Annotated in this window: 16 protein-coding genes; 6 read left to right on the plus strand and 10 right to left on the minus strand. The window is 66.7% G+C overall.

From position 1 onward, the window contains the following. Positions 1-42 precede the first annotated feature (42 nt). From iolB to BLU17_RS27470, 7 genes are all read right to left on the minus strand, one after another. A complete protein-coding gene (gene iolB / locus BLU17_RS27440) occupies positions 43-846 on the minus strand; it encodes a 5-deoxy-glucuronate isomerase (protein WP_092004220.1) in 804 nt (267 codons plus the stop codon). Continuing rightward, positions 843-1757 carry a myo-inosose-2 dehydratase gene (iolE, locus tag BLU17_RS27445; RefSeq protein WP_092004224.1) on the minus strand — a complete coding sequence of 305 codons (915 nt, stop codon included), beginning with the start codon at positions 1755-1757 and terminating at the stop codon, positions 843-845. The genes iolB and iolE overlap by 4 nt, the downstream gene beginning before the upstream one ends. A 33-nt stretch (positions 1758-1790) precedes the next feature. Beyond that, the gene (iolD, locus tag BLU17_RS27450; protein WP_092004227.1) at positions 1791-3782 is read right to left on the minus strand and encodes a 3D-(3,5/4)-trihydroxycyclohexane-1,2-dione acylhydrolase (decyclizing); all 1992 of its coding nucleotides are present in this window, start codon (positions 3780-3782) and stop codon (positions 1791-1793) included. After that, complete coding sequence (locus BLU17_RS27455; RefSeq protein ID WP_092004231.1) at positions 3779-5779, minus strand: bifunctional 5-dehydro-2-deoxygluconokinase/5-dehydro-2-deoxyphosphogluconate aldolase; 2001 nt, start codon at positions 5777-5779, stop codon at positions 3779-3781. Before BLU17_RS27455 ends, iolD begins: the two co-directional genes overlap by 4 nt. 35 nt (positions 5780-5814) lie before the next feature. Then, positions 5815-6624 carry an ATP-binding cassette domain-containing protein gene (locus tag BLU17_RS27460; RefSeq protein WP_092004234.1) on the minus strand — a complete coding sequence of 270 codons (810 nt, stop codon included), beginning with the start codon at positions 6622-6624 and terminating at the stop codon, positions 5815-5817. Positions 6625-6640: 16 nt separating this feature from the next. Continuing rightward, positions 6641-7804, minus strand: a complete 1164-nt coding sequence (locus BLU17_RS27465; protein ID WP_092004238.1) for an ABC transporter permease — start codon at positions 7802-7804, stop codon at positions 6641-6643. A 196-nt stretch (positions 7805-8000) separates the two neighbouring features. Next, positions 8001-9062, minus strand: a complete 1062-nt coding sequence (locus BLU17_RS27470) for a sugar ABC transporter substrate-binding protein (protein WP_092004241.1) — start codon at positions 9060-9062, stop codon at positions 8001-8003. A 266-nt stretch (positions 9063-9328) separates the two neighbouring features. Here BLU17_RS27470 and BLU17_RS27475 point away from each other — a divergent pair, with 266 nt between their 5' ends. The 4 genes from BLU17_RS27475 to BLU17_RS27490 all read left to right on the plus strand — a co-directional run bounded on the left by BLU17_RS27475 (position 9329) and on the right by BLU17_RS27490 (position 12707). Further along, a complete protein-coding gene (locus tag BLU17_RS27475; protein WP_092004244.1) occupies positions 9329-10219 on the plus strand; it encodes a MurR/RpiR family transcriptional regulator in 891 nt (296 codons plus the stop codon). After that, complete coding sequence (gene iolG, locus BLU17_RS27480) at positions 10212-11240, plus strand: inositol 2-dehydrogenase (RefSeq protein WP_092004246.1); 1029 nt, start codon at positions 10212-10214, stop codon at positions 11238-11240. Before BLU17_RS27475 ends, iolG begins: the two co-directional genes overlap by 8 nt. Positions 11241-11289: 49 nt before the next feature. Next, positions 11290-12345 (plus strand): Gfo/Idh/MocA family oxidoreductase, encoded by a 1056-nt coding sequence (locus BLU17_RS27485; protein ID WP_092004249.1) that lies wholly within the window; start codon positions 11290-11292, stop codon positions 12343-12345. 134 nt (positions 12346-12479) lie between these two features. Continuing rightward, positions 12480-12707, plus strand: a complete 228-nt coding sequence (locus BLU17_RS27490; RefSeq protein WP_028208042.1) for a sulfurtransferase TusA family protein — start codon at positions 12480-12482, stop codon at positions 12705-12707. Positions 12708-12782: 75 nt separating this feature from the next. On the opposite strand, the gene galU is transcribed toward BLU17_RS27490, so the two are convergent. Both galU and BLU17_RS27500 read right to left on the minus strand, forming a co-directional pair. Then, positions 12783-13664 carry a UTP--glucose-1-phosphate uridylyltransferase GalU gene (galU, locus tag BLU17_RS27495; RefSeq protein WP_092004252.1) on the minus strand — a complete coding sequence of 294 codons (882 nt, stop codon included), beginning with the start codon at positions 13662-13664 and terminating at the stop codon, positions 12783-12785. An 81-nt stretch (positions 13665-13745) separates the two neighbouring features. Beyond that, positions 13746-16613 carry a valine--tRNA ligase gene (locus tag BLU17_RS27500; RefSeq protein WP_092004255.1) on the minus strand — a complete coding sequence of 956 codons (2868 nt, stop codon included), beginning with the start codon at positions 16611-16613 and terminating at the stop codon, positions 13746-13748. Positions 16614-16836: 223 nt separating this feature from the next. Between BLU17_RS27500 and BLU17_RS27505 the strand changes: the two genes are divergently transcribed. Further along, on the plus strand, positions 16837-19209 hold the full coding sequence (locus BLU17_RS27505; RefSeq protein WP_092004258.1) for a UvrD-helicase domain-containing protein: 2373 nt from the start codon (positions 16837-16839) through the stop codon (positions 19207-19209). 42 nt (positions 19210-19251) lie between these two features. Continuing rightward, positions 19252-20070: a 5'-methylthioadenosine/adenosylhomocysteine nucleosidase gene (locus BLU17_RS27510; protein ID WP_092004261.1), complete on the plus strand. Its 819-nt coding sequence runs from the start codon at positions 19252-19254 to the stop codon at positions 20068-20070. 40 nt (positions 20071-20110) lie between these two features. On the opposite strand, the gene BLU17_RS27515 is transcribed toward BLU17_RS27510, so the two are convergent. Continuing rightward, entirely contained in the window at positions 20111-22009 is a 1899-nt protein-coding gene (locus tag BLU17_RS27515; protein ID WP_092004266.1) for a propionate--CoA ligase, read from the minus strand. Positions 22010-22107 lie beyond the last annotated feature (98 nt).

Consider the following 22107-nt stretch of genomic DNA (forward strand, 5'->3'; position numbering starts at 1 on the left):
CGCCGCGTGCATCGACACGCGGCGTTTTTTTATGGGCGCGCGTCACGTCGCGTCGCGCCCGATGATCCACTCGTGCGCGGGATCGTTGTGGAAATGCCATTCGCGCGTCGGCCCCGCCATCACGTTCAGATAATAGGAATCGTAGCCATACGGCACGACCACGGGATGATAGCCGCGCGGCACCATGACGACGTCGTGATCTTCCACGGCCATCGTTTCGTCGAGATCGCGCGCGTCGGTGTACACGCGCTGGAACGCGAAGCCCTGGCGCGGATTGAGCCGGTGATAGTAGGTTTCCTCGAGCGCGCTTTCCTGCGGCAAGCGGTCGGCGTCGTGCTTGTGCGGCGGGTAGCTCGACGAATGTCCCGAAGGCGTGCGCACTTCCACCACGAGCAGCGATTCCGCAGGCTCGGTTTGCGGCAGGATATCGCATACGTAGCGCGTATTCGCGTTCTTGCCGCGCGTGGAACGCTTCATCTGCGCGGGCTCGATGAGGCGGACGGGCAACGTACCCTTTGCGGGCGCGCTCGCCACGCCTACTTCGGCGTCGCGCGTCGCGCGCACGGTGGCCTTCACGCCGGGCGACACGTAGAGCGCATAGGGCGCGGTATCCTCGAACACGCTGTCGCGCGAGCCGAGACCCGGCCAGCGCGCGCCGCCGGCCTCGATGTCCACCGCGCCCGAGAGCACGACGATGCAGCTCTCGCGATCGGGCTCGGCCACGTAGACGACTTCGTCGGCCGCGAGCCGGTATGCGGCGAATCCGACATAGCGCCAGTCGGCCGTGGCGGGCGTGACGCGCGCGATCGTCTGGCCCTCGCGCGCGGCCTTGACCAGAAGACTCATGCTGCCTCCTTCGATTCGGTATCCGTAGCATCGACGAGCGCGCGCAGCGTTCGATAACCCTTTTGCGCGTATTCGTATGGCGGCGCGATCACGGGGTCCTGCTCGGCTTCGACGACGAGCCAGCCACGATAACCGTGGCGCTTCAGGCGCGCGACGATCGCGGGGAAATCGACGGCGCCGTCGCCGGGCACGGTGAACGCGCCAGCGAGCACGGCGTCGAGAAAGCTCCAGTTGCGGTTGCGCGCAAGCTTCACGACGGCGGGGCGCACGTCCTTGCAGTGAACGTGGCACACGCGCGCGGCGTGCTTGTCGAGTTCGGCAACGGGGTCTCCGCCCGCGAACGTGATATGGCCCGAGTCGAACAGCAGTCCCACGGCGTCGCTCGTGCGCGCCATGAGCCTGTCGACGTCGGCGGGCGTTTCCACATAGGCGCCCATGTGATGGTGATAAGCAAGGCGCACGCCGCGCGAGAGCGTGTGGCGCGCGAACGCATCGAGCCGTGCGGCGTATTCGTCCCAGTGCTTCTCGCTGAAAAAGCGCGGACGCTGATAAAGCGGACGCGGCGCGCCCTGGATCGAATCGGCCACTTCGCCGTAGACCATCACGGTCGCGCCGTTCTGCGCGAGCAGATCCAGATGCTTCTCGACGGCGGCGATCTCGTCTTCCACGCCGCGCCGCGCGAGCATGCCCGAATACCAGCCGGAGACGAGCGACAGGCCGTATTGCGCGAAGAGCGCCTTGAGCGCCTGCGGCTCGCGCGGAAACTTGTTGCCGAGTTCGAAGCCCTCATAGCCGATCTCGCGGCCCTCGGCGAGCGCCACGGAAAGCGGCGTCTCGCCGCCGAGCGAGGGCAGGTCGTCGTTCATCCACGACAGCGGGTTGATGCCGATGCGTACTTCAAATGCGCTCATGTGCGCTCCTCGATGTCTCTGTCGTCGGGCTCGTCATGCATTGCCGGGTTCGCCGTCGCCCGCGGGCGTGTCGTCGGCCGCCTGCGCGCGGCCTGCGCGCTCGGCGAGACGTTCTTCGTAGCGCCCGCGCGCCTCGCGCACGGTCGCGCGCGTGGACACCTCGGGCACCGCGACTTCCCACCACCAGCCGCCTTCCGCAGTCGTGCGCGCCGGGTCGGTGTCGATACAGACGACGTAAGTGCGCGACGCGGCCCGCGCGCGTTGCAGCGCGGCTTCGAGTTCCGCGACGTTGGCCACGTGCTCGGCCTGCGCGCCCAGCGAGCGCGCATGCGAGGCGAAGTCGATGCGCGGCGCGCCGAGCGGTCCTTGCGCGCAGTCGTCGAAGAGGTTGTTGAACGGCGCGCCGCCGCAGGCCTGCTGCAAACGGTTGATGCAACCGTAGCCGCGATTGTCGAGCACCACGACGATGAGCTTCGCGCCCAGCATGACCGAGGTGGCGATCTCGCTGTTCATCATCAGATAGCTGCCGTCCCCCACCATCACGATCACTTCGCGGTCGGGCCGCGCGAGCTTTGCGCCGAGGCCGCCCGCGATCTCGTAGCCCATGCACGAGTAGCCGTACTCGACGTGATAGGCGCCCGGCCGGCCCGCGCGCCAGAGCTTGTGCAGCTCGGCAGGCAGCGTGCCGGCCGCGCACACGACGATATCTTCGGTATGCGAACGACTGGACGAGCGTTGCACGGCGCCGATCACGTCGGCGTCGTAGGGCAGGCAGTTGCGTTCCTGCGGCGCGTGGGTGAGGCGTTCCACACATTCGCGCCACTCGCCGGCGAGGCGCTGGGCGCGGGCGGTCCAGCTGGCGTCGGCGCGCCAGTCGACCAGCTCGCCGTCGAGCATGGCGAGCGCTTCGCGCGCGTCGGCCTGCACCGCGAGGCCGTTGTACTTGAGCGCATCGAAGCCGTTGGCGTTCACGCCGATCACGTGCGCGTCCGCAAAGAGCGAGTTCGAGCCGGTCGTGAAGTCCTGCAAACGCGTGCCCACGGCGAGCACGCAATCGGCGTCGCGCGCGAGTTCGTTGGCGGCGGGCGAGCCCGTCACGCCGATCGCGCCCACGTTCAGCGGATCGTCCCACGCGAGCGACCCTTTGCCGGCCTGCGTTTCGGCAACGGGAATGCCGCGCGCGGTGGCGAGCGTCTGCAGCGCCTGTGAGGCGCGCGAATAGAGCACGCCGCCGCCCGCCACGATGAGCGGGCGTTTCGCGCGATGCAATTGCGCGAGCGCCGCGTCGATCTCGGCCCGAACAGGCGCATTCGCGTGGAAAGTCACGAGGCGCGGCGTAAAGAAGCTCGCCGGATAGTCCCACGCCGTGGCTTGCACGTCCTGCGGCAGCGCGAGCGTGACCGGCCCGCAGAGCGCCGCGTCGCAGAGCACGCGCAGCGCGCGCGGCAACGCGCTCAGCAGTTGCGCGGGATGCGCGATGCGGTCGAAATAGCGCGACACCGGCTTGAGCGCGTCGTTGGCGGAAACGCCGCCGTCTTGCAGGTCTTCGATCTGCTGAAGCACGGGGTCGGGTTCGCGCGAGACGAAGACGTCGCCAGGCAGCAGCAGCACGGGCAAGCGGTTCACGTGCGCAAGCGCGGCCGCCGTGACGAGATTCGTCGCGCCTGGGCCGATGGAGGTCGTCACGGCCATCATGCGGCGGCGAAAGTGCGCCTTTGCGTAAGCGATCGCGCTGTGCGCCATGGCCTGCTCGTTGTGCGCGCGCAGCGTCGGCAGTTCGTGGCGATACTGATAGAGCGCCTCGCCGATGCCGGCCACGTTGCCGTGGCCGAAGATCGCGAACACGCCGCCGAAGAGCGGCTCGGTGCGGCCCGAGCCGTCTTCGCTCGCCACGCGCTGCGCGGACAGATAGCGTACGAGCGCCTGTGCCGCCGTGAGGCGGACCGTGTTCGCGCGTGCGCCGGCCGCCCCGTTTTGCGGACTTTCCTGCGCGGCATGATCGCGAGGAGCGATGCGTTGGTTCATGCGGCTTTCTCCTCATGCTTGTCGTGCGCGCCGCCCGCTTCGGCGCGTGCGGCGCGCCAGGCGTGGATCAGCGTTTCGAATGCGCGGCGCGTGCGGGCGATCACCTCGTCGTCGCCGATCTCGCCGGCGAGCCAGGCATGGCTCGGCTCATGGAAGATCGAGCGGCCCACGGTGAAGCCGCGGCAGGTGCGCGATGCGGCCGCCGCGCGGAACCCTTCCGCGAGCTGGTCGATGGGCGCGGAGAGCCCGAGCAGCACGACGCCGCGGCAATACGGATCGCGTTCGGCGAGCAGTGCGTCGATATCGCGCCACTGGGCGGCGTCCATCGGTTCGAGCTTCCACCATTCCGGGTAGATGCCGATGTTGTAGAGCCGCTTGAGCGCGCGATAGACCGTATCGGGCGCGTTCGGCGCGCCGTTGCGCTTCGGTGCAATCACTTCGAGCAGCAGTTCGTGGCCGCTCGTCTGCGTCGCATCGTAAAGCGCGCGCAATTGCGCTTCCTGTTCGAGGCGCTGTTCGACGGGCTCGTCGGGATGGAACTGGACGAGGCACTTCACCGTCTGCTCGATGGGCCAGGCGGCGAGCGTCGTACCGATCGAGCGGCCCTGGTCGAAGACGAGCGGCACGGAGCCCGGCAGCTCGACCGGACGGCCGATCCACCAGCCGCGGCCGCTTGCGGCGTTGAGCGCGTCCTGACCGTAGCGGCCATCGATCAGGACCCCGACGCGTCCCTGCAGGCCGAGCGTGCGCTCGGTCTGCGCGACCGCTTCGACGAAGAGATGCTTCAGGTACGGGATGCGCGTTTCCTCGGCGCCCGTCTGCTGCGCGAGATCGAAGAACTGGTTGCGATGATCGAACGCGAAGCCCAGCACTTCGTCGCGCGGCGTGCGTGCGGGCGTCACGCGATGCAGGCGCGCGAGCGTCGCGTCGCGATCGGGCCGGCGCATGCGCACGGGGTCGGCGGCGGCTTCGCGCAGGAAATAGTCGAGTTCGACGGGCGTCGGCATGGCGGGTGCGCAGCCATGGCGCGAGACGACCAGCGCGCCGCACGCGTTGGCCGCGCGAGCGCAGTCCTCGAGCGACGCATCGCGCAGCCAGCCCGAGAGGAAGCCCGAGGCGAACGCGTCGCCTGCGCCGAGCACGTTGAGCACCTCGACCTCGACGCCGCGCTGCAACGGCAGATCGTCGAGCGAGGCGGGCACCGTACCTTCCACGATCTGGCAGCCGAGCGGCCCGCGCTTGACGAGCAGCGTCGCGTCCGTTACTTCGCGCACGCGCTTGAGCGCGTCGACCAGTGTTTGCTTGCCGCCGGCAATGCGGAACTCCTCCTCGGTGCCGATCACGAGGTCGAATAGCGGCAGGATGCGCTGCAAATGCGCGCTCACGCCTTCGCTCGCGACGAAGCGCGTCTCGCCGTCGGCCTTGCCCGCGAGACCCCACAGCACCGGCCGATAGTCGATGTCGAGCACGGTACGCACGTCGTTGCGGCGCGCGTGGTCGAGCGCCGCGAGGCTCGTGCGGTTCACCTGCCCGGTCGAGAAGTGCGTGCCCGTGACGAGGAGCGCCTTCGAGGAAGCGATGAAGGCTTCGTCGAAGTCGCTCGCATCGACGGCCATGTCGGCGCAATTCTCGCGGTAGAAGATGAGCGGGAATGTGTCGCGGTCCTTGAGACCCAGCAGCACGAGCGCCGTGAGGCGTTCCGGGTCCACGCGCACATGGCTCGTGTCGCAGCCTTCCTTCGCGAGCGTTTCGACGAGAAAGCGCCCCATGTGGTCGTCGCCGACGCGCGTGAGCATCGCCGACTTCAGGCCGAGCCGCGCGCAGCCGAATGCGATGTTCGCCGACGAGCCGCCCAGGTACTTGGCGAACGTGGAGACGTCTTCGAGCCGCGCGCCCACCTGCTGCGCGTAAAGGTCGACGCCGAGGCGGCCGAGGCAGACGATGTCGCGGGTGCGCCCGGGGGCGAAGCGACCTGGAGTTGAACGGTTGAGAGCCATGTGTATTCCCGTTGGGTTCTGTGCCGTGCGCGCGCTCAGATGGCGGCGCCGTCGAGCTCGGCGATCATCTTCTGCATTTCCGCGCCACCCGCCATCATGTCGAGCACTTCGTTCTTGCTGATGGTGTCCTTCGTGTAGGTGCCGAGCGAGCGGCCGCGGTTGAGCAGCGTGAACGAGTCGCCGATAGGGTAGGCGTGGTGCACGTTGTGGGTGATGAAGATCACGGAAATACCCTTGGCGCGCGCCGCGTGAATCAGCTTGAGCACGTTGAAGCTCTGCTTCACGCCCAGCGCGGCGGTGGGCTCGTCGAGAATCAGCACGCGCGCGCCGAAGTGAATGGCGCGCGCGATCGCGAGACACTGGCGCTCGCCGCCCGACATCGTGCCGATGGCCTGATGCGGGTCGCGCACGTTGATGCCCATTTCGGCGAGGCGTTCCTTCGCGATCGTTGCGCTCGCATCGAGATCCATCACGTTGACGAAGCCGAACAGCTTCTTCTGCGGCTCGCGGCCCATGAAGAAGTTGCGCGCGACCGAAAGCAGCGGCACGAGCGCGAGATCCTGGTACACGGTCGCGATGCCGAGATCGAGCGCGTCCTTTGGCGAATCGAACCGCACGGGCTTGCCGTCCACGAAATACTGACCCGAGGTGGGCTGGTGCACGCCGGCGAGCGTCTTGATGAGCGTGGACTTGCCCGCGCCGTTGTCGCCGAGCAGGCAGTGCACTTCGCCGCGCTTCAGGCGCAGCGTCACGCCGTTCAGCGCGATGACCTTGCCGAAGTACTTGCTGACGTTTTCGAGCGCGAGAATCGTGTCGCCGCTCGCGGTGTCGAGGGTATCGGACATGTTGAGAGCCTCCGGCTTACGATTGTGCGACGCGGCGGCGCACATAGTGATTGAACAGCACGGCAATGAGCAGCATCACGCCGAGGAACACGCGGAACCAGTCCGAATCGATGTTCGTATAGGTGATGCCGATCTGCACGACGCCGAAGATGAGCGCGCCGAACGCGGCCCCTATCACCGAGCCGTAGCCGCCCGTGAGCAGCGTGCCGCCGATCACCGCGGCGATGATCGCTTCGAACTCCTTCTGAAGGCCGCGGTCGGCGGCGGCCGAGCCGATGTCGCACACCTGGAGCACGGCAAAAAGGCACGAACAGAACGCAGTGAGCATGAAGAGCGAGATCTTCACGCGCTTCACGGGCACGCCGACGTTCTTCGCGGCGTTGGCGTCGCCGCCCACGGCGAGAATCCAGTTGCCGTAGCGCGTTTTGGCGAGCACGAACGCGCCGATCGCGACGAGCGCGAACCACCAGAGAATCACCTTCGGCACGCCGGGTACGAGCGGCTGGCCGTTGTCGAGCATCTTGCCGATGCCGACATGCGCGAGCGCGACGAAGAGACCCTTGAACGCGGTGCCGTGAAAGAGCAGGTTGGTCACGTAATCGGCCTTGGCCACGTCGCCCACGCCCGAGACGATCGTGCGGTCGGCGAACATGATCGAGAGCGCGAGCGTGAGGCCGCGCAGGATGAACAGGAATGCGAGCGTGACGATGAACGAGGGCAGACGCGTGCGCATCACGAGGTAGCCGTTGAGCGCGCCGAGCGCGATGCAACCGGCGAACGCAAAGAGAATGGACAGCGCGATGGGCCAGTGGAAGTACATGGTCGGGATCGCGACCATCATGCCGGCGAAGCCGATCATCGAGCCGATGGAAAGATCGAACTCGCCGGCGATCATCAGCAGGCACGCGCCGACGCTCAGGATGCCCAGGTAGGCGGCGACCTGGGACCAGTTCATCACGCCGTCGAGATCGAACATGCCCGAGCTGCCCGCGCCGATCGCGAAGACGGCGAAGACGAGGACGGCGCCGGAAATCGCGGCGAATTCGGGGCGGCCGAGCAGGTGGCCGAACCACGATTCGCGGCGCACGCGTTCATCGCCTGCGCCAGGTTGCGGCGTGGCGGCGTCCTGGGCGCCGCTATCCTGCGCGTGCGAGGGGAAGTGTTTGCCGGCTACACCCATGATGTCTCCTTTGTCGACCGGAGCGGGCGCCCGCGCGCGTGCTCCGGTCCCATGCAATGGCAAGCCCGAGCGCGGTCCCCGCAAGCAACTGCCATGCGGTAAAGGCAACCCGGCGATTGGTGCGCGGCGAGGCTGGCGAGAGGCGATGGGCATCGGAAGATGCTGGCCGTCGCCGCGCGTGGCTGACGAAAAAAACCTAGCGATACTGACCAGCGTACTTCACGACCTTGTCGAGATTCTCCTTCGTGATGAAGCCCGGGCCCGAGCGGATATTGCGCGGACCGTACGAAGGCTGCAGACCATAGGTTTCGAGGCGCTGCTTGAACTTCGGATTCGCTTCGAGGATCTGGCGGATCTTCTGCGGGTCGGTCGTGTGCTCCTTCTTCACGATCGCGAGCACGGCCACCGGGATATAGCCCTGCAGATACGGCTGCTGGTCGATGGCGAACTGGATCGTGCCTTCGCGGATCGCTTTCGCGATGTCGTCCGAGAAGTCGAACGTGCAGAAGTAGATCTTGCCCGCGAGGCCCATCTGCTGAACCGCCTTGAGCGTGGCCGCGGCAGGCACCGGGCCGAGCGTGAGGATCGCGCCCGTATTCGGATGATTGCGCAGATACGCGCTGACCTTCGACTGGATTTCGGTCGGGTCCTGGCCGGAGTCGATCGTCGAGGACTTGTAGTCGACGCCGAGCGCATCGGCAAAGCCGCGGCAGCGTTCGAACGAGACGGCATTGGTGGCGAAGTGGTTCACGCACAGGAACGACTTCACGCCCGCTGCTTTGGCCTTTTCGCCGGCGGCGTGGCCCGCCACATATTCGGGCTGGCCCACGTGCATGATCGCGCCGAGCTTCGCGCTTTGCTCCTCGGTGCCCGAATTGATCGTCACGAGCGGGATCTTCTTTTCGGTGACTTTGCCGATGGAGCTCTTGAGCACGTCGTAGTCGGCGATGGTGACGATCACGCCGTCGTAGTTGCGCGCGGCGGCCTGCTCGATGAGACGGGACATGTCGGCGATGTCGCCGTTGGGCGGATTGCGATAGTCGGTCTCGACGTTCCAGTCTTCGTCGGCCTGCTTGATGGCGTTCTTGATCGTGTTCCACCACGAGTCGGAATCGGGCGCATGGCTGATGAGCACGAAATGCGCGTCCGCGGCTTGCGCCGTTTGCGCGCCCAGCATGCCCGCGCCGCTCAGTCCCGCTGCCAGCGTGAGCGCCGCGGCCAACCTTCGGAGCATGGTCTTGCCCTTGCGTTGTGTCATTGTCTCCACCTTTCTCGGTCTGTCGTTCGTTCTTGGGGTGAGCGTCGCGGCCGCGTGCCGCTGTCATGCGTGCGCTTGCTGCTGCGCTCATGGACAAGATTAGGACATCGCCTCACGACTTGCAACGAAAATTTCATCGTAAATAAAAATGGAAAATCTGTTCCATTCGTGCGGGGTGCTGCCTATAATCGGCTCCGTCGACATGCCGTGGAATGCAAGCCGGGCAAGGCTTTGCGGCAGTGCGGCAACCAGCAAGGAAAACGATCATGGCGGATGACACAACCGACGCCGTAGCGGGCGTAGACGAATTGATGCAGCGCATCGCGCAGGACTACGAGGCGTTGCCGCGTCAGCTCAAAAGCATTGCGACTTACATCGAGCAGAACCGCGCGAGCGTGATGATGGACCGCACGAGCGACATTGCCGCGAGCTGCGGCGTCCATCCCTCGGCGGTGGTGCGTTTTGCGCAGCGCTTCGGCTTCTCGGGGTTTTCCGATCTGCAAGCGGTGTTTCGCCAGGCCTATGCCGGGCAGGGCGCCTCGGCCACGAGCTATCAGCAGCGCATTCGTCAACTGATCGACGCGAAGGAGGGCGAGGCGAACGCCGACATGGGCGGCGCCGTGGCGCGCGAGTTCATCGGCGCGTGCCGCGGCGGCCTCGACGAGCTCGAAGCGGGGCTCGACGGCGCGCAGTTCGACGAAGCCGTGAAGATGCTCGAACAGGCCGACAACATCTACGTGATCGGCGTGCGCCGCTCGTTTCCGGTGGCGAGCTACATCGTCTACGCCCTGCAGCACACGCGCAAGCGCGTGCATCTCGTCTCGGGCCTCGGCGGCATGTATCACGAACAGATCCGCAGCGTGAAGAAGGGCGACGTCGTGATCGCCATCAGCTTCGCACCCTATGGCAAGGAAACGCAGTACTGCCTGCGCGCGGCGCAGCAACATCACGCCAAAACGCTCGTCATCACCGACAGCCAGCTTTCGCCGCTCGCGCGCCACGCGAACGCGCAACTCTACGTGAAAGAGGGGAGCGCGTTCGCGTTCCGCTCGCTCACGAGCACCTTTTGCCTGTGCCAGGCGCTCTTCATCGCGCTCGCGTACCGGCTCGAACTCAACGTTGAAGAATCGACCGACACCGGAGGATACGATGACTGATGGAGCAAGCGGAGCAAGCGCGGGCAGGACGCTGGACGTGGCGGTATTCGGCGCGGGGCGCATCGGCCGCATTCATGCGGCGAATCTCGCGCGCCAGCCGGGCGTGCGCCTCAAATACGTGATCGACGTGAACCGCGAAGCGGCGGCCGCGCTCGCCGCGCAGCACGGCGCGCAGGTCGTCGAAGGGGACGCCGTGTTCGACGACGCTTCGATCGGCGCCACGGTGATCTGTTCGAGCACCGATACGCATTCCGAACTGATCTTGAAGTCGGCCGCGGCAGGCAAGCACATCTTCTGCGAGAAGCCCGTCGATCTCACGATCGCGCGCGCGCGCGCCTGCGCCGAGGCGGTCGAGCGCGCGGGCGTGGTGTGCATGATCGGCTTCCAGCGCCGTTACGATCCTACATTTGTCGCGCTCAAGACGCGTCTCGAAGCGGGCGAGATCGGCACGCCGGAAATGCTGATCGTGACGAGCCGCGATCCGGGCGCGCCGCCCGTGGAGTACATCAAGCGATCGGGCGGCATCTTCAAGGACATGCTGATCCACGACTTCGACATCTTCCGCTGGATTCTCGGCGACGAAGCGCAGACCGTGCACGCCACGGGCAGTTGCCTTTCCGATCCGGCCATCGCCGACGCGGGCGACATCGATTCGACGGCGGTCACGATCCGCACGAAGCGTGGGCGCCTTTGCCAGATCAACACGGCGCGTCGTGCGGCCTATGGCTACGACCAGCGCTTCGAGGTGCTCGGCAGCGAGGGCATGCTGCAGGCCGGCAACATGAAACCGACCGAAGTGGTCGCGTGGTCGAAGACTTCGGTGGCGCAGGACGTTCCCGAGGCGTTCTTTCTCGAACGCTACCGCGCCGCTTACGCGCGCGAAATGGCGCACTTTCACGAGGCGGTCACGCAGGGCGTGCCGTTGCGCACGACGGTCGCCGACGGCCTGAAGGCGCTCGAACTTGCCGAGGCCGCCGCGTTGTCGTGGCGCGAGGGACGTGCGGTGACGGTGGGCGGCTAGGCGCGGCGTGAGCGCATCGGCTCAAACGGCGCAATCGAGGAGACGACGAATGCAGGCAATCGATCGAGCCCGGCCGCTGCGCCTGGGCGTGGCGGGACTCGGAAGGTTGGGGCGGCGGCATGCGCAGAATCTGGCGTATCGCGTGCCGGGCGCGACGCTCGCGGCGGCGTGCAGCCCGCTCGAAGCGGACCTCGCCTGGGCGCGCGAGGCGTTGCCCGTCGCGCGCCTGTACGGCGACTACGCCGAACTGCTCGCCGATCCATCGATCGACGCCGTGTGGCTCGTCACGCCTTCGGCGCTGCACGCCGGACAGATCGTGCAGGCGCTCGAAGCGGGCAAGCACGTGTTCTGCGAAAAGCCGCTTTCGCTCGACGTGGCCGAATGCGAGCGCGTGGTGAGCGTGGCGCGTCATCACGCGCAGCTTCAGGTGACGATCGGCTTCATGCGCCGCTTCGACCCGAGTTATCAGGATGCCTATGCAAAGGTGCGGGCGAACGCGATCGGCAGGCCGTTTCTCGTGCGCTCGCAGACCTGCGACCTCAACGACCCCGAGGGCTTCTTCGTGCGCTTCGCGCCCACTTCGGGCGGCATCTTCCTCGACTGCACGGTGCACGACATCGACGTTGCGCGCTGGCTGCTCGGCAAGCCGCGCGCCACGCGCGTCTTTGCCGCGGGCGCGATCGCGCTGCACGAGGGCCTGCGCGAGGCGGGCGACGTGGACAACGGCGTGGCGATCTGCGAGTTCGAAGGCGGACGCCTCGCCATGTTCCATGCGTCGCGCACCATGGCGCACGGCAACGACACGTCGAGCGAGGTGATCGGCACGGCTGGCGCGCTCGCCATCGGCCGCGTGCCGCGGGCAAACCGCGTCGAGATCTACGATGCGGGCGGCGTGCGCAGCGAGTGCACACCCACGTTCTTCGAGCGTTTCGAAGAGGCGTTTCTGATCGAGGCACAAGCGTTCGCCGCGGCGGTGACGGCGCGAAAGGCCGGCGCCGCCGATGAGGCGGGGCAGGGCGCCACCCTTGAAGATGCGCTGGAGGCCACACGCATTGGCCAGGCGCTGCGCGAGTCGCTGCACACAGGGTTGGCGGTCACGCTGTGAACGATGCGGTGAAGGGACGCTGAGCGGCCGCTGGCGTGGCTGCGGTAAAATCGACGCTATTGCCAGCGTCGTCACCCTTCCCGAGCCCCTGCGGATGGCGACGGCGCCTCACCGAAGGATCAACGCCGATGCAGATTCAGGTTCACAAGGAAGTGGATGCGCGCGGGCTGAACTGCCCGCTGCCGATCCTGCGCGCCAAGAAGGCGCTCGCCGATATGGAAAGCGGCCAGATTCTCAAGGTCCTCGCGACCGACCCCGGTTCGCAGCGCGATTTCGCCGCGTTCGCGAAGCAGACGGGTAACGAGATCGTCGAAAGCTCGCAGCAGGACAAGACGTTCGTGTTCCTGATGCGCCGGCGCTAAAAGCCGCAGCTGGATAAAAAATGGCGCGCGTGGGAACGCGGGCCATTTTCTTTGCGGCGACGACGCAAGGGCGTCTTAGCCTTCGAGCACCGGCTTGCGCGTACGCAGATACTCCTCGAAGTCGGCGCCCACCTCAGGGTGGCGCAGCGCGAACTCCACCGTCGCCTTCAGGTAGCCGAGCTTGCTGCCGCAGTCGAAGCGCGTGCCGTGATACTTGTACGCGAGGACCTGCTCGTCGGCGAGCAGCGACTGGATGGCGTCGGTGAGCTGCAGTTCGCCGCCGGCGCCCGGCTTGATCGAGCGCAGGTGATCGAAAATGCGCGGCTTGAGCACGTAGCGGCCAACCACGCCGAGATTCGACGGCGCGACTTCAGGCGCCGGCTTCTCGATGATGCCCGAAAGCTTGACGATCGAGTCCTCCCATTCTTTGCCGTCGACGATGCCGTACGAGCGCGTTTCCGAGGGCGGAATCTCTTCCACGCCGAGCACCGAGCTATGGTAGTGGTCGAACACCTCGACCATCTGCTGCATTACGGGCGGCGTGCCGTAGAGCAGGTCGTCGGCGAGAATCACGGCGAACGGGTTGTCGCCCACGAGCTTTTCCGCGCAGAGCACGGCGTGGCCGAGGCCGAGCGCTTCGGGCTGGCGCACGTAGAAGCAGTCCACGTTGTTCGGCTTGATGTTGCGCACGAGTTCGAGCAGCTTGTCCTTGCCGCGCGCCTCGAGTTCGGCCTCGATCTCGTACGACTTGTCGAAATGGTCCTCGATCGCACGTTTGCTGCGCCCGGTCACGAAGATCATTTCGGTGATCCCGGCGGCGACGGCTTCCTCCACCGCGTACTGGATAAGCGGCTTGTCGACGACAGGCAGCATTTCCTTCGGGCTCGCCTTCGTGGCCGGAAGGAAGCGCGTGCCGAGACCCGCCACCGGAAATACCGCTTTTGTCACTTTCAGCATGTCTTTAGTCCCTGTCCTGGTGCTCGCGTGGCGCCGCGGGTGCGATGCCACGCGCTACAGTCTTGCTTGCCGAATTGGCTATCAGGCCGGCAACCGCGCAAGTTGCACGGTCAGCTTGTCCAGCGTTGCCTGGTATTCTGCCAGTCTTTTCTGCTCCTGCTCAACGACTGCTGGCGGGGCTTTTGCGACAAAACTGTCATTTCCGAGCTTCGCCTTGCACTTCGCCACCTCGTTGGTGAGCCGGGCGATTTCCTTCGACAGGCGTTCGCGTTCGGCTGCAACGTCGATTTCCACCTTCAGCACGAGCTTGTCCGTGCCTACGATAGCAACCGGCGCGCCTGCCGAGGCTGCGTCGAGCGCTGCTTCGTCGACGATGATCTGGACCTCCGAAAGCTTCGCAAGCGCTTGCGCATAGGGCGCGAACGTCGCGAGGCGCCCGGCGTTGCCCGTGGCGAGCAGCGGCACCTTCGTGGCGGGCGAGAGGCCCATCTCGCCACGCAGGTTGCGACACGCGTCGATCACGGCCTTCAGGTCGGCGGCCCACTGCTCCGCCGCTTCGTCGATCTTCTTCGTTTCGGCCACCGGGTAACGCTGCACCATGATCGATGCCTCGCCCTCGGCGGCACCTTGCGGCCATGCGTCGGTGAGCGGCGCAACCTTCTGCCAGAGCGCTTCGGTGATGAACGGAATCACCGGGTGCGCGAGGCGCAGCACCGTTTCCAGCACGCGCAGCAGCGTGCGGCGCGTGGCGCGCTGCTGCTCGGGCGTACCGGTCTGGATCTGCACCTTCGCCAGCTCCAGATACCAGTCACAGTATTCATCCCAGACGAACTTGTACAGGGCATTGGCCACATTGTCGAAGCGATAGTCCGCGAAACCCTTTGCGACTTCGGCTTCCACGCGCTGCAGGAGCGAGACGATCCAGTGGTCGGCCTGCGAGAAGTGCGTGTAGCCGCCCGGCTCGCAATCACCCGGCGCGCACGGGCCCGGCTTGCTGAAACCGCAGTCGTGGCCTTCGCAGTTCATCAGCACGAAGCGCGTGGCGTTCCAGAGCTTGTTGCAGAAGTTGCGATAGCCCTCGCAGCGCGCGAGGTCGAAGTTCACGTTGCGGCCGAGCGTGGCCATGGAGGCCATCGTGAAGCGCAGCGCATCGGTGCCGAAGGCCGGGATGCCGTTCGGGAATTCCTTGCGCGTCTTCTTTTCGATGGTCGCGGCCTGCCTGGGATTCATGAGGCCGGTGGTGCGCTTGGCAACCAGCGTTTCGAGGTCGATGCCGTCGACGATGTCGATCGGGTCGAGCGTATTGCCTTTGCTCTTCGACATCTTCTGACCCTCGGCGTCGCGCACGAGGCCGTGCACGTACACGGTCTCGAACGGCACCTTGCCGGTGAAGTGCGTGGTCATCATGACCATGCGCGCCACCCAGAAGAAGATGATGTCGAAGCCCGTGACCAGCACGGAGGAGGGCAGGAAGGCCTTGAGCTCCGGCGTTTCCTGCGGCCAGCCCAGCGACGAGAACGGCACGAGCGCCGACGAGAACCACGTGTCGAGCACGTCCTCGTCGCGCTTGAGCGCGCCCCGGTAGCCTTTCGCTTCGGCTTGCACGCGCGCTTCTTCCTCGCTCTTCGCCACGAAGATCTCGCCGTTTTCGCCGTACCACGCCGGGATCTGATGGCCCCACCAGAGCTGGCGCGAAATGCACCAGTCCTGGATGTTCTCGAGCCACTGGTAGTAGGTCGTGGTCCAGTTTTCCGGCACGAATTTGATCTGGCCGCTGCGCACCACGTCGAGCGCGACTTCCGCGATCGACTTGCCGGGGTTGAACGTGCCTTCCGGAGCCGGCTTGCTCATCGCGACGAACCACTGGTCCGTCAGCATCGGCTCGATCACGACGCCCGTGCGGTCGCCGCGCGGCACCATGAGCTTGTGCGGCTGGACCGAGTCGAGCAGACCCAGCGCCTCGAAGTCGGCGACGACCTGCTTGCGCGCCTCGAAGCGGTCGAGGCCGCGGTACTTCGCCGGCGCGTTGTCGTTGATCTTCGCGTCGAGCGTGAGGATCTCGATCATCGGCAGGCCGTGGCGCAGGCCCACCTGGTAGTCGTTGAAGTCGTGCGCGGGCGTGACCTTCACGACGCCCGTGCCGAACGCGCGGTCCACATATTCGTCGGCGATGATGGGGATCTCGCGGTCGGCGAGCGGCAGCTTCACGGTCTTGCCGATCAGGTGCGCATAGCGCTCGTCTTCCGGGTGGACCATCACGGCCGTGTCGCCGAGCATGGTCTCCGGGCGCGTGGTCGCGACCGTGAGATAGCCCGAGTTGTCGGCGAGCGGATAGCGCAGGTGCCACAGGTTGCCGTTTTCCTCTTCGCTCGCGACTTCGAGGTCGGAGACCGCGGTGAGCAGCACCGGGTCCCAGTTCACGAGTCGCTTGCCGCGATAGATCAGGCCCTGTTCATAGAGGCGCACGAACACGTCGCGCACGGCGGCCGACATCTTGTCGTCCATCGTGAAATATTCGCGCGACCAGTCGATCGACGCGCCGAGGCGCCGCACCTGGCCCGTGATGGTCGAGCCCGACTGCTGCTTCCATTCCCACACGCGCTCGACGAACTTCTCGCGGCCGAGATCGTGGCGGGAGATCTTCTGTGCGTCGAGCTGGCGCTCCACGACGATCTGCGTGGCGATGCCCGCGTGGTCCGTGCCCGGCACCCACAGCGTGTTGTCGCCGAGCATGCGGTGATAGCGCGCGAGGCCGTCCATGATCGTCTGGTTGAACGCGTGCCCCATGTGCAGCGTGCCGGTGACGTTGGGCGGCGGCAACTGGATCGAGAAGTTGGGGCGGCCTGGCGTGAAGGTCGCGGCGGCGTAGCCGCGCCGCTCCCATTCGGGGCCCCAGTGGGCCTCGATCGTCTGGGGCTCGAAGCTTTTCGCTAGCGTGCTGTCGCTCATGGGTGGAATCTGCCGAAAAAGAGATGCGGAAACGTTCGATTATAAGGGGAAGTGCCGACGGAGCCGACGCCCCAGCCGATGCGGGGCGCACGGCGGAGCTTCGGCGCGCGGCGTCCGGGCTGCGCGAGCCGCCGGGTGCGCGCGCACTTATAATGGCGGTCTGCCACTCAACGGCGCGTCTTCGAAGCGCGCCACGCCACCGCATCACGTCCCTATTTCGCCCATGCCTGAACTGCTCGCGAACCTGAACCCCGAACAACTCGCCGCCGTCACGTTGCCCAACGAACCGGCGCTCATCCTGGCCGGGGCGGGCAGCGGCAAGACGCGCGTGCTCATCACGCGTATTGCGTGGCTGATCCAGCAGGGCATGGCTTCGCCGTCCACCATCCTCGCCGTGACCTTCACGAACAAGGCCGCGCGCGAAATGATGGGGCGCCTGCAGGCGCTGCTGCCCATCGACACGCGCGGCATGTGGATCGGCACCTTCCACGGCCTGTGCAACCGCATGCTGCGCGCGCATTACCGCGACGCGGGCCTGCCGCAAACCTTCCAGATCCTCGACACGGCCGACCAGCTTTCGGCCATCAAGCGTCTAATGAAGGGCCTGAACATCGACGACGAGAAGTACCCGCCGAAGAACCTGCAGTACTTCATCAACAACGCGAAGGAGCAGGGACTGCGTCCGAAGGACGTGGACGTGACCGACGACTTCAACCGCAAGTTCGTCGAGCTGTACGAAGCCTATGACCAGCAATGCCAGCGCGAAGGCGTCGTGGACTTCGCCGAGCTGCTGCTGCGCTGCTACGAGCTGCTCGCCCACAACCCGCCGCTGCGCGCGCACTACCAGGCGCGTTTTCGCGACATCCTCGTGGACGAGTTCCAGGACACCAACAAGCTCCAGTACGCATGGCTCAAGCTGCTCGCCGGGCCGGGGAACGCGATTTTCGCCGTGGGCGACGACGACCAGTCGATCTACGCGTTCCGCGGCGCGAACGTCGGCAACATGCGCGACTTCGAGAACGAATTCCGCGTGAAGCACCTCATCAAGCTGGAGCAGAACTACCGTTCGCACGGCCATATTCTCGATGCGGCCAACTACCTGATCGCGCACAATTCGCGGCGTCTGGGCAAGAACCTGCGCACGGACGCGGGCCATGGCGAGCCGGTGCGCGTCTACGAGGCCGCGACCGATTCGCAGGAGGCGGGCTGGATCGTCGAGGAAATTCGCGCGCTCATCAATCAGGGGCTTGCGCGCAACGAGATCGCCATTCTCTACCGCAGCAACGCGCAGTCGCGCACGATCGAGCACACGCTCGTGAACGCGGGCGTGCCGTACAAGGTGTATGGCGGCCTGCGCTTTTTCGAGCGCCAGGAAGTGAAGCATGCGCTCGCGTATCTGCGTCTCATCGACAATCCGAACGACGACACCGCGTTCGCGCGCGTCGTGAACTTTCCGGCGCGGGGCATCGGCGCACGCTCGATCGAACAGCTCGCGGACGCCGCGCGCCTCTACAACTGCTCGATGGCGGCGGCCATTCCGTACGTTACCGGCAAGGCCGGCACGAGCCTTGGCGGCTTCGCCAACCTCGTGGCGAAGATGCGCGCCGAGACGGCGCAAATGAGCCTGCCGGAAACCGTCGAATACACGGTGCGCATGAGCGGTCTCGCCGAGTTCTATCAGAACGAGCGCGAAGGGCAGGACCGTCTGGAGAACTTGCAGGAGCTCGTCAATGCGGCCACGGCGTTCGTGAGCGAGGAGGGCTACGGCCTCGACACGCCCGCGCGCTCGATTCCGCTGCGTCCGGGCGCGAGCGCGGCGCCGGAAATCGTCTCCCGGGATGGCGAGATCGAGGTGCTCGACGCGCCCGCGATCACGGACCCCGCGCAGAACCCCGACCTCATGACGCCGCTCGCGGGCTTCCTTTCGCATGCGTCGCTCGAAGCTGGCGACAACCAGGCGCAGGCCGGCCAGGACGCCGTGCAGCTGATGACGGTGCATGCCGCGAAGGGCCTCGAATTCACGGCCGTTTTCATCACCGGCCTCGAAGAGGGGCTGTTCCCGCACGAGAACAGCGCAATGGAAGCCGACGGCCTCGAAGAAGAGCGCCGCCTCATGTACGTGGCGATCACGCGTGCGAAGGAGCGGCTCTACATCTCGTTCGCGCAGAGCCGTCTGCTGCACGGCCAGACGCGCTACAACGTGCGCTCGCGCTTCTTCGACGAACTGCCGCAGGAGTCGCTCAAGTGGCTCACGCCCAAGGTCGAGGCGGGCTCGCGATGGGGCGGGCGTGCGGATAACGCCGGCTGGGGCCGCGACTGGTTCGCGCGGCCGGGCGGCGGCGAAAGCGGCGGCGGCCGCCGCGATCGCGACGCCTATGTCGCGGACAAGAGTCCCGCGCCCGCGTTCGCCAACGAGCAGCGCGCAGCCGAAACAGGCTTCCGCGTAGGCCAGGGCGTTTTCCACACGAAGTTCGGCGAAGGCACGATCACGGCGCTCGAAGGCAGCGGCACCGACGCCAAGGCGCAGGTGCGCTTCAAGCGCCATGGCGAGAAGTGGCTCGCGCTGGCGGTGGCCAAGCTGCAGCCGGTGGAGTGAGCGCGCCTGGCCTTTGACCACTCAGACGGAAATTTTTCGAAGATGAACTTCCCCATCCACGCGGGCGGCCCTGCCGTCCGCCCGCTCGGCGTGCTCGCCGCGCTGCCCCAGGAACTCGGCGATCTGATCGCGGCGATGCAGGCCGAATCGGGCGTTCTCACGCGCACGCTCGGCCGGCGCGACTATCACCTCGGCACCGTCCACGGCGCGCCATGCGTGGTGACGCTCGCGCGCGTCGGCAAAGTGGCGGCGGCCGCCACGGCGAGCGCGCTGATCCACGCGTTCGACGTCGAGGCGATCGTCTTCACGGGCGTGGCGGGCGGCGTGGGGCCCGGCGTGCACGTGGGCGACGTGGTGGTGGGCGAAACGCTGCTCCAGCACGACATGAACGCCGAGCCGCTGTTCCCGCGCCACGAGATCCCGCTGCTCGCGCGCTCGCGCTTCGACGCCGACCGTGCGCTGGCCGAGGCGCTCGCCGCCGCGTGCGAGCGCTTCATCGCGGAAGAGGGGCAGGATCTCGCCGCGCGTTTCAAGGCCGCGTTGCCGCGGTTGGAGACCGCGCTGCCGCAGGTGCATCGCGGGCTCGTCATCAGCGGCGACCAGTTCGTGGCGAGCGCGGCGGCCGTGGGCGCGCTGCGCTCGCTGCTGCCCGACGCGCTCGCGGTCGAGATGGAGGGCGCGGCGATCGCCCAGGTCTGTCACGAATACGACGTGCCCTGCGCGGTCGTGCGCACGATCTCCGACACCGCCGACGAGCACGCGAGCGCTTCGTTCTCGAGCTTCCTCGCCGATATCGCGGGCACCTATTCGACCGGCATCCTCAAGCGGTTTCTCGCCGGATACCGGCCGCTCGCGGCCTGAACGGCCCTTCGGCCCATCGGGCATCGGTCGATCGCGGGCCTCAGCCGTTGCCTGCGCTCACTGCCTCGCGAATCGACAGCAGCGCCGAGGCGTCCTCGATGGTCGGCAGGTCGCCCGGTTCGTGCCCTTCGGCGAGCGCGGCGATCGCGCGGCGCAGCAGCTTGCCGGAGCGCGTTTTCGGCAGCATCGGCACGAAATGTACGCGCGCCGGCCGGCCGATCGCGCCGAGCTGGCGGTCCACCGTCGCGGCCAGCGCGGCCGCGAGCTTTTGCGCATCGGCTGGGCTGGCCGCCGCATTCGCATCGCGCAATACGACGAAGGCGAGCGCCGCCTGGCCCTTCACCGCGTCGTTCACGCCCACCACGGCCACTTCCGCGACCGCCGCATGCGACGAAATCGCCTCTTCGATCTCGCGCGTGCCGAGACGGTGGCCCGCCACGTTGATTACGTCGTCGGTGCGGCCGAGGATCGTCACGTAGCCGTCCGCGTCCTGCACGCCCCAGTCGAAAGTCGAGTACACCTGCTGGCCCGGCACGCTCTCCCAGTACGTCTTCACGAAGCGCGCGTCGTCGCCCCAGACGGTTTGCATGCAGCCGGGCGGCAGCGGATAGCCGAGCGTGATGACGCCTTTCTCGCCCTGAGCGCAGGGCTCGCCGGTGTGCTCGCTGCGCAGCACGAGGTCGTAGCCGTAGCAGGGCACGCCCGGCGACCCGAGCTTGGGCGGCAGCGCTTCGACGCCGCGCTGGATCGCGAGCATCGGCCAGCCGGTCTCGGTTTGCCAGTAGTTGTCGACGACCGGTTTGTCTAGCGCCTCGGAGATCCACTCGGCCGTGGGCTCGTCGAGCGGCTCGCCCGCGAGAAAGAGCGTGCGCAGGCTCGAAAGATCGGCGGCGCGCAGCAGCGCCGGGTCCTGCTTCTTGAGCACGCGGATCGCCGTGGGCGCGGTGAACATCAGGTTGATGCGATGCTGTTCGACGAGCCGCCACCAGATGCCGCCATCGGGGCGGATGGGCGTGCCTTCGTACATCACCGTGGTCATGCCCGCGAGCAGCGGCGCGTAGATGATGTAGCTGTGCCCCACGACCCAGCCGATGTCCGACGCCGTGAACATCGTGTCGCCGGCGCGGCCCTCGAAGATGTATTCCATCGAAGCCGCGAGCGCCACCGCGTAGCCGCCCACGTCGCGCTGCACGCCCTTCGGCTTGCCCGTCGTGCCCGAGGTGTAGAGGATGTACGAGGGCTCGTTCGATTCGAGCCATTCGCAGGGAATCTGCACGTCGTAGTGCTGCTCGCGCAGCGGCTCGTAATCGACCAGATAGGGCGCGTTCAGCCGCTCGGGCGCAAGCTGGCGATCGATCAGCAGCACCTTGGGCGGCGCGTGCGCGGCGCGCGCCATCGCCTCGTCCACCAGCGGCGTGTAGTCGATCACCTTGCCGCCGCGCGCGCCGGCGTCGGCGGTCACGAGCAGCGCGGGCTTCGCGTCGTCGATGCGCGCGGCGAGGCTCGGCGCGGCGAACCCGCCGAACACGACCGAGTGGATCGCGCCCAGACGCGCGCAGGCAAGCATGGCGAACACGGCTTCCGGGATCATCGGCAGGTAGATGAGCACGCGGTCGCCGCGCCCGACGCCGAGCGAGCGCATCACGGCGGCCATGCGGTTCACTTCGGCATGCAGGTCGGCATAGGTATAGCGGCGCTCGATGCCGGTCTCGGTCGAAACGTAGACGAGCGCGTTCTGCTGCGCGCGCGCGGCGAGGTGGCGGTCGACGGCGTTGAAGCACAGGTTCGTGCGGCCGCCGCAGAACCAGCGTGCGAACGGCGGGTTCGAGCGGTCGAGCACCTGGTCGAACGGCGTCTCCCAGTGGATGCGCGCGGCTTCGCGGCGCCAGAATTCGTCGGGGTTCGCGATCGACTCGCGGTGAAAATCGCGGTAATGCATGACTACCTTCCTCCCGTGCTTAAGATGCTGGCGGCCGGATCTGGCGCTGGTTTTTCAGGATAGTGCAGTGCAATGCGCGTGGACAACGCGGGTTCTCC

The sequence above is a fragment of the Paraburkholderia lycopersici genome (assembly GCF_900096975.1).
GTDB lineage: Bacteria > Pseudomonadota > Gammaproteobacteria > Burkholderiales > Burkholderiaceae > Paraburkholderia > Paraburkholderia lycopersici.

Coding starts and splice junctions, on each gene's coding strand:
- galU (WP_092004252.1), bottom strand. CDS start 13,664: ATGCTGAAAGTGACAAAAGCGGTATTTCCGGTGGCGGGTCTCGGCACG.
- BLU17_RS27515 (WP_092004266.1), bottom strand. CDS start 22,009: ATGCATTACCGCGATTTTCACCGCGAGTCGATCGCGAACCCCGACGAA.
- iolG (WP_092004246.1), top strand. CDS start 10,212: ATGACTGATGGAGCAAGCGGAGCAAGCGCGGGCAGGACGCTGGACGTG.
- BLU17_RS27500 (WP_092004255.1), bottom strand. CDS start 16,613: ATGAGCGACAGCACGCTAGCGAAAAGCTTCGAGCCCCAGACGATCGAG.
- iolB (WP_092004220.1), bottom strand. CDS start 846: ATGAGTCTTCTGGTCAAGGCCGCGCGCGAGGGCCAGACGATCGCGCGC.
- BLU17_RS27460 (WP_092004234.1), bottom strand. CDS start 6,624: ATGTCCGATACCCTCGACACCGCGAGCGGCGACACGATTCTCGCGCTC.
- BLU17_RS27470 (WP_092004241.1), bottom strand. CDS start 9,062: ATGACACAACGCAAGGGCAAGACCATGCTCCGAAGGTTGGCCGCGGCG.
- BLU17_RS27510 (WP_092004261.1), top strand. CDS start 19,252: ATGAACTTCCCCATCCACGCGGGCGGCCCTGCCGTCCGCCCGCTCGGC.
- BLU17_RS27475 (WP_092004244.1), top strand. CDS start 9,329: ATGGCGGATGACACAACCGACGCCGTAGCGGGCGTAGACGAATTGATG.
- BLU17_RS27505 (WP_092004258.1), top strand. CDS start 16,837: ATGCCTGAACTGCTCGCGAACCTGAACCCCGAACAACTCGCCGCCGTC.
- BLU17_RS27455 (WP_092004231.1), bottom strand. CDS start 5,779: ATGGCTCTCAACCGTTCAACTCCAGGTCGCTTCGCCCCCGGGCGCACC.
- BLU17_RS27485 (WP_092004249.1), top strand. CDS start 11,290: ATGCAGGCAATCGATCGAGCCCGGCCGCTGCGCCTGGGCGTGGCGGGA.
- BLU17_RS27465 (WP_092004238.1), bottom strand. CDS start 7,804: ATGGGTGTAGCCGGCAAACACTTCCCCTCGCACGCGCAGGATAGCGGC.
- iolD (WP_092004227.1), bottom strand. CDS start 3,782: ATGAACCAACGCATCGCTCCTCGCGATCATGCCGCGCAGGAAAGTCCG.
- iolE (WP_092004224.1), bottom strand. CDS start 1,757: ATGAGCGCATTTGAAGTACGCATCGGCATCAACCCGCTGTCGTGGATG.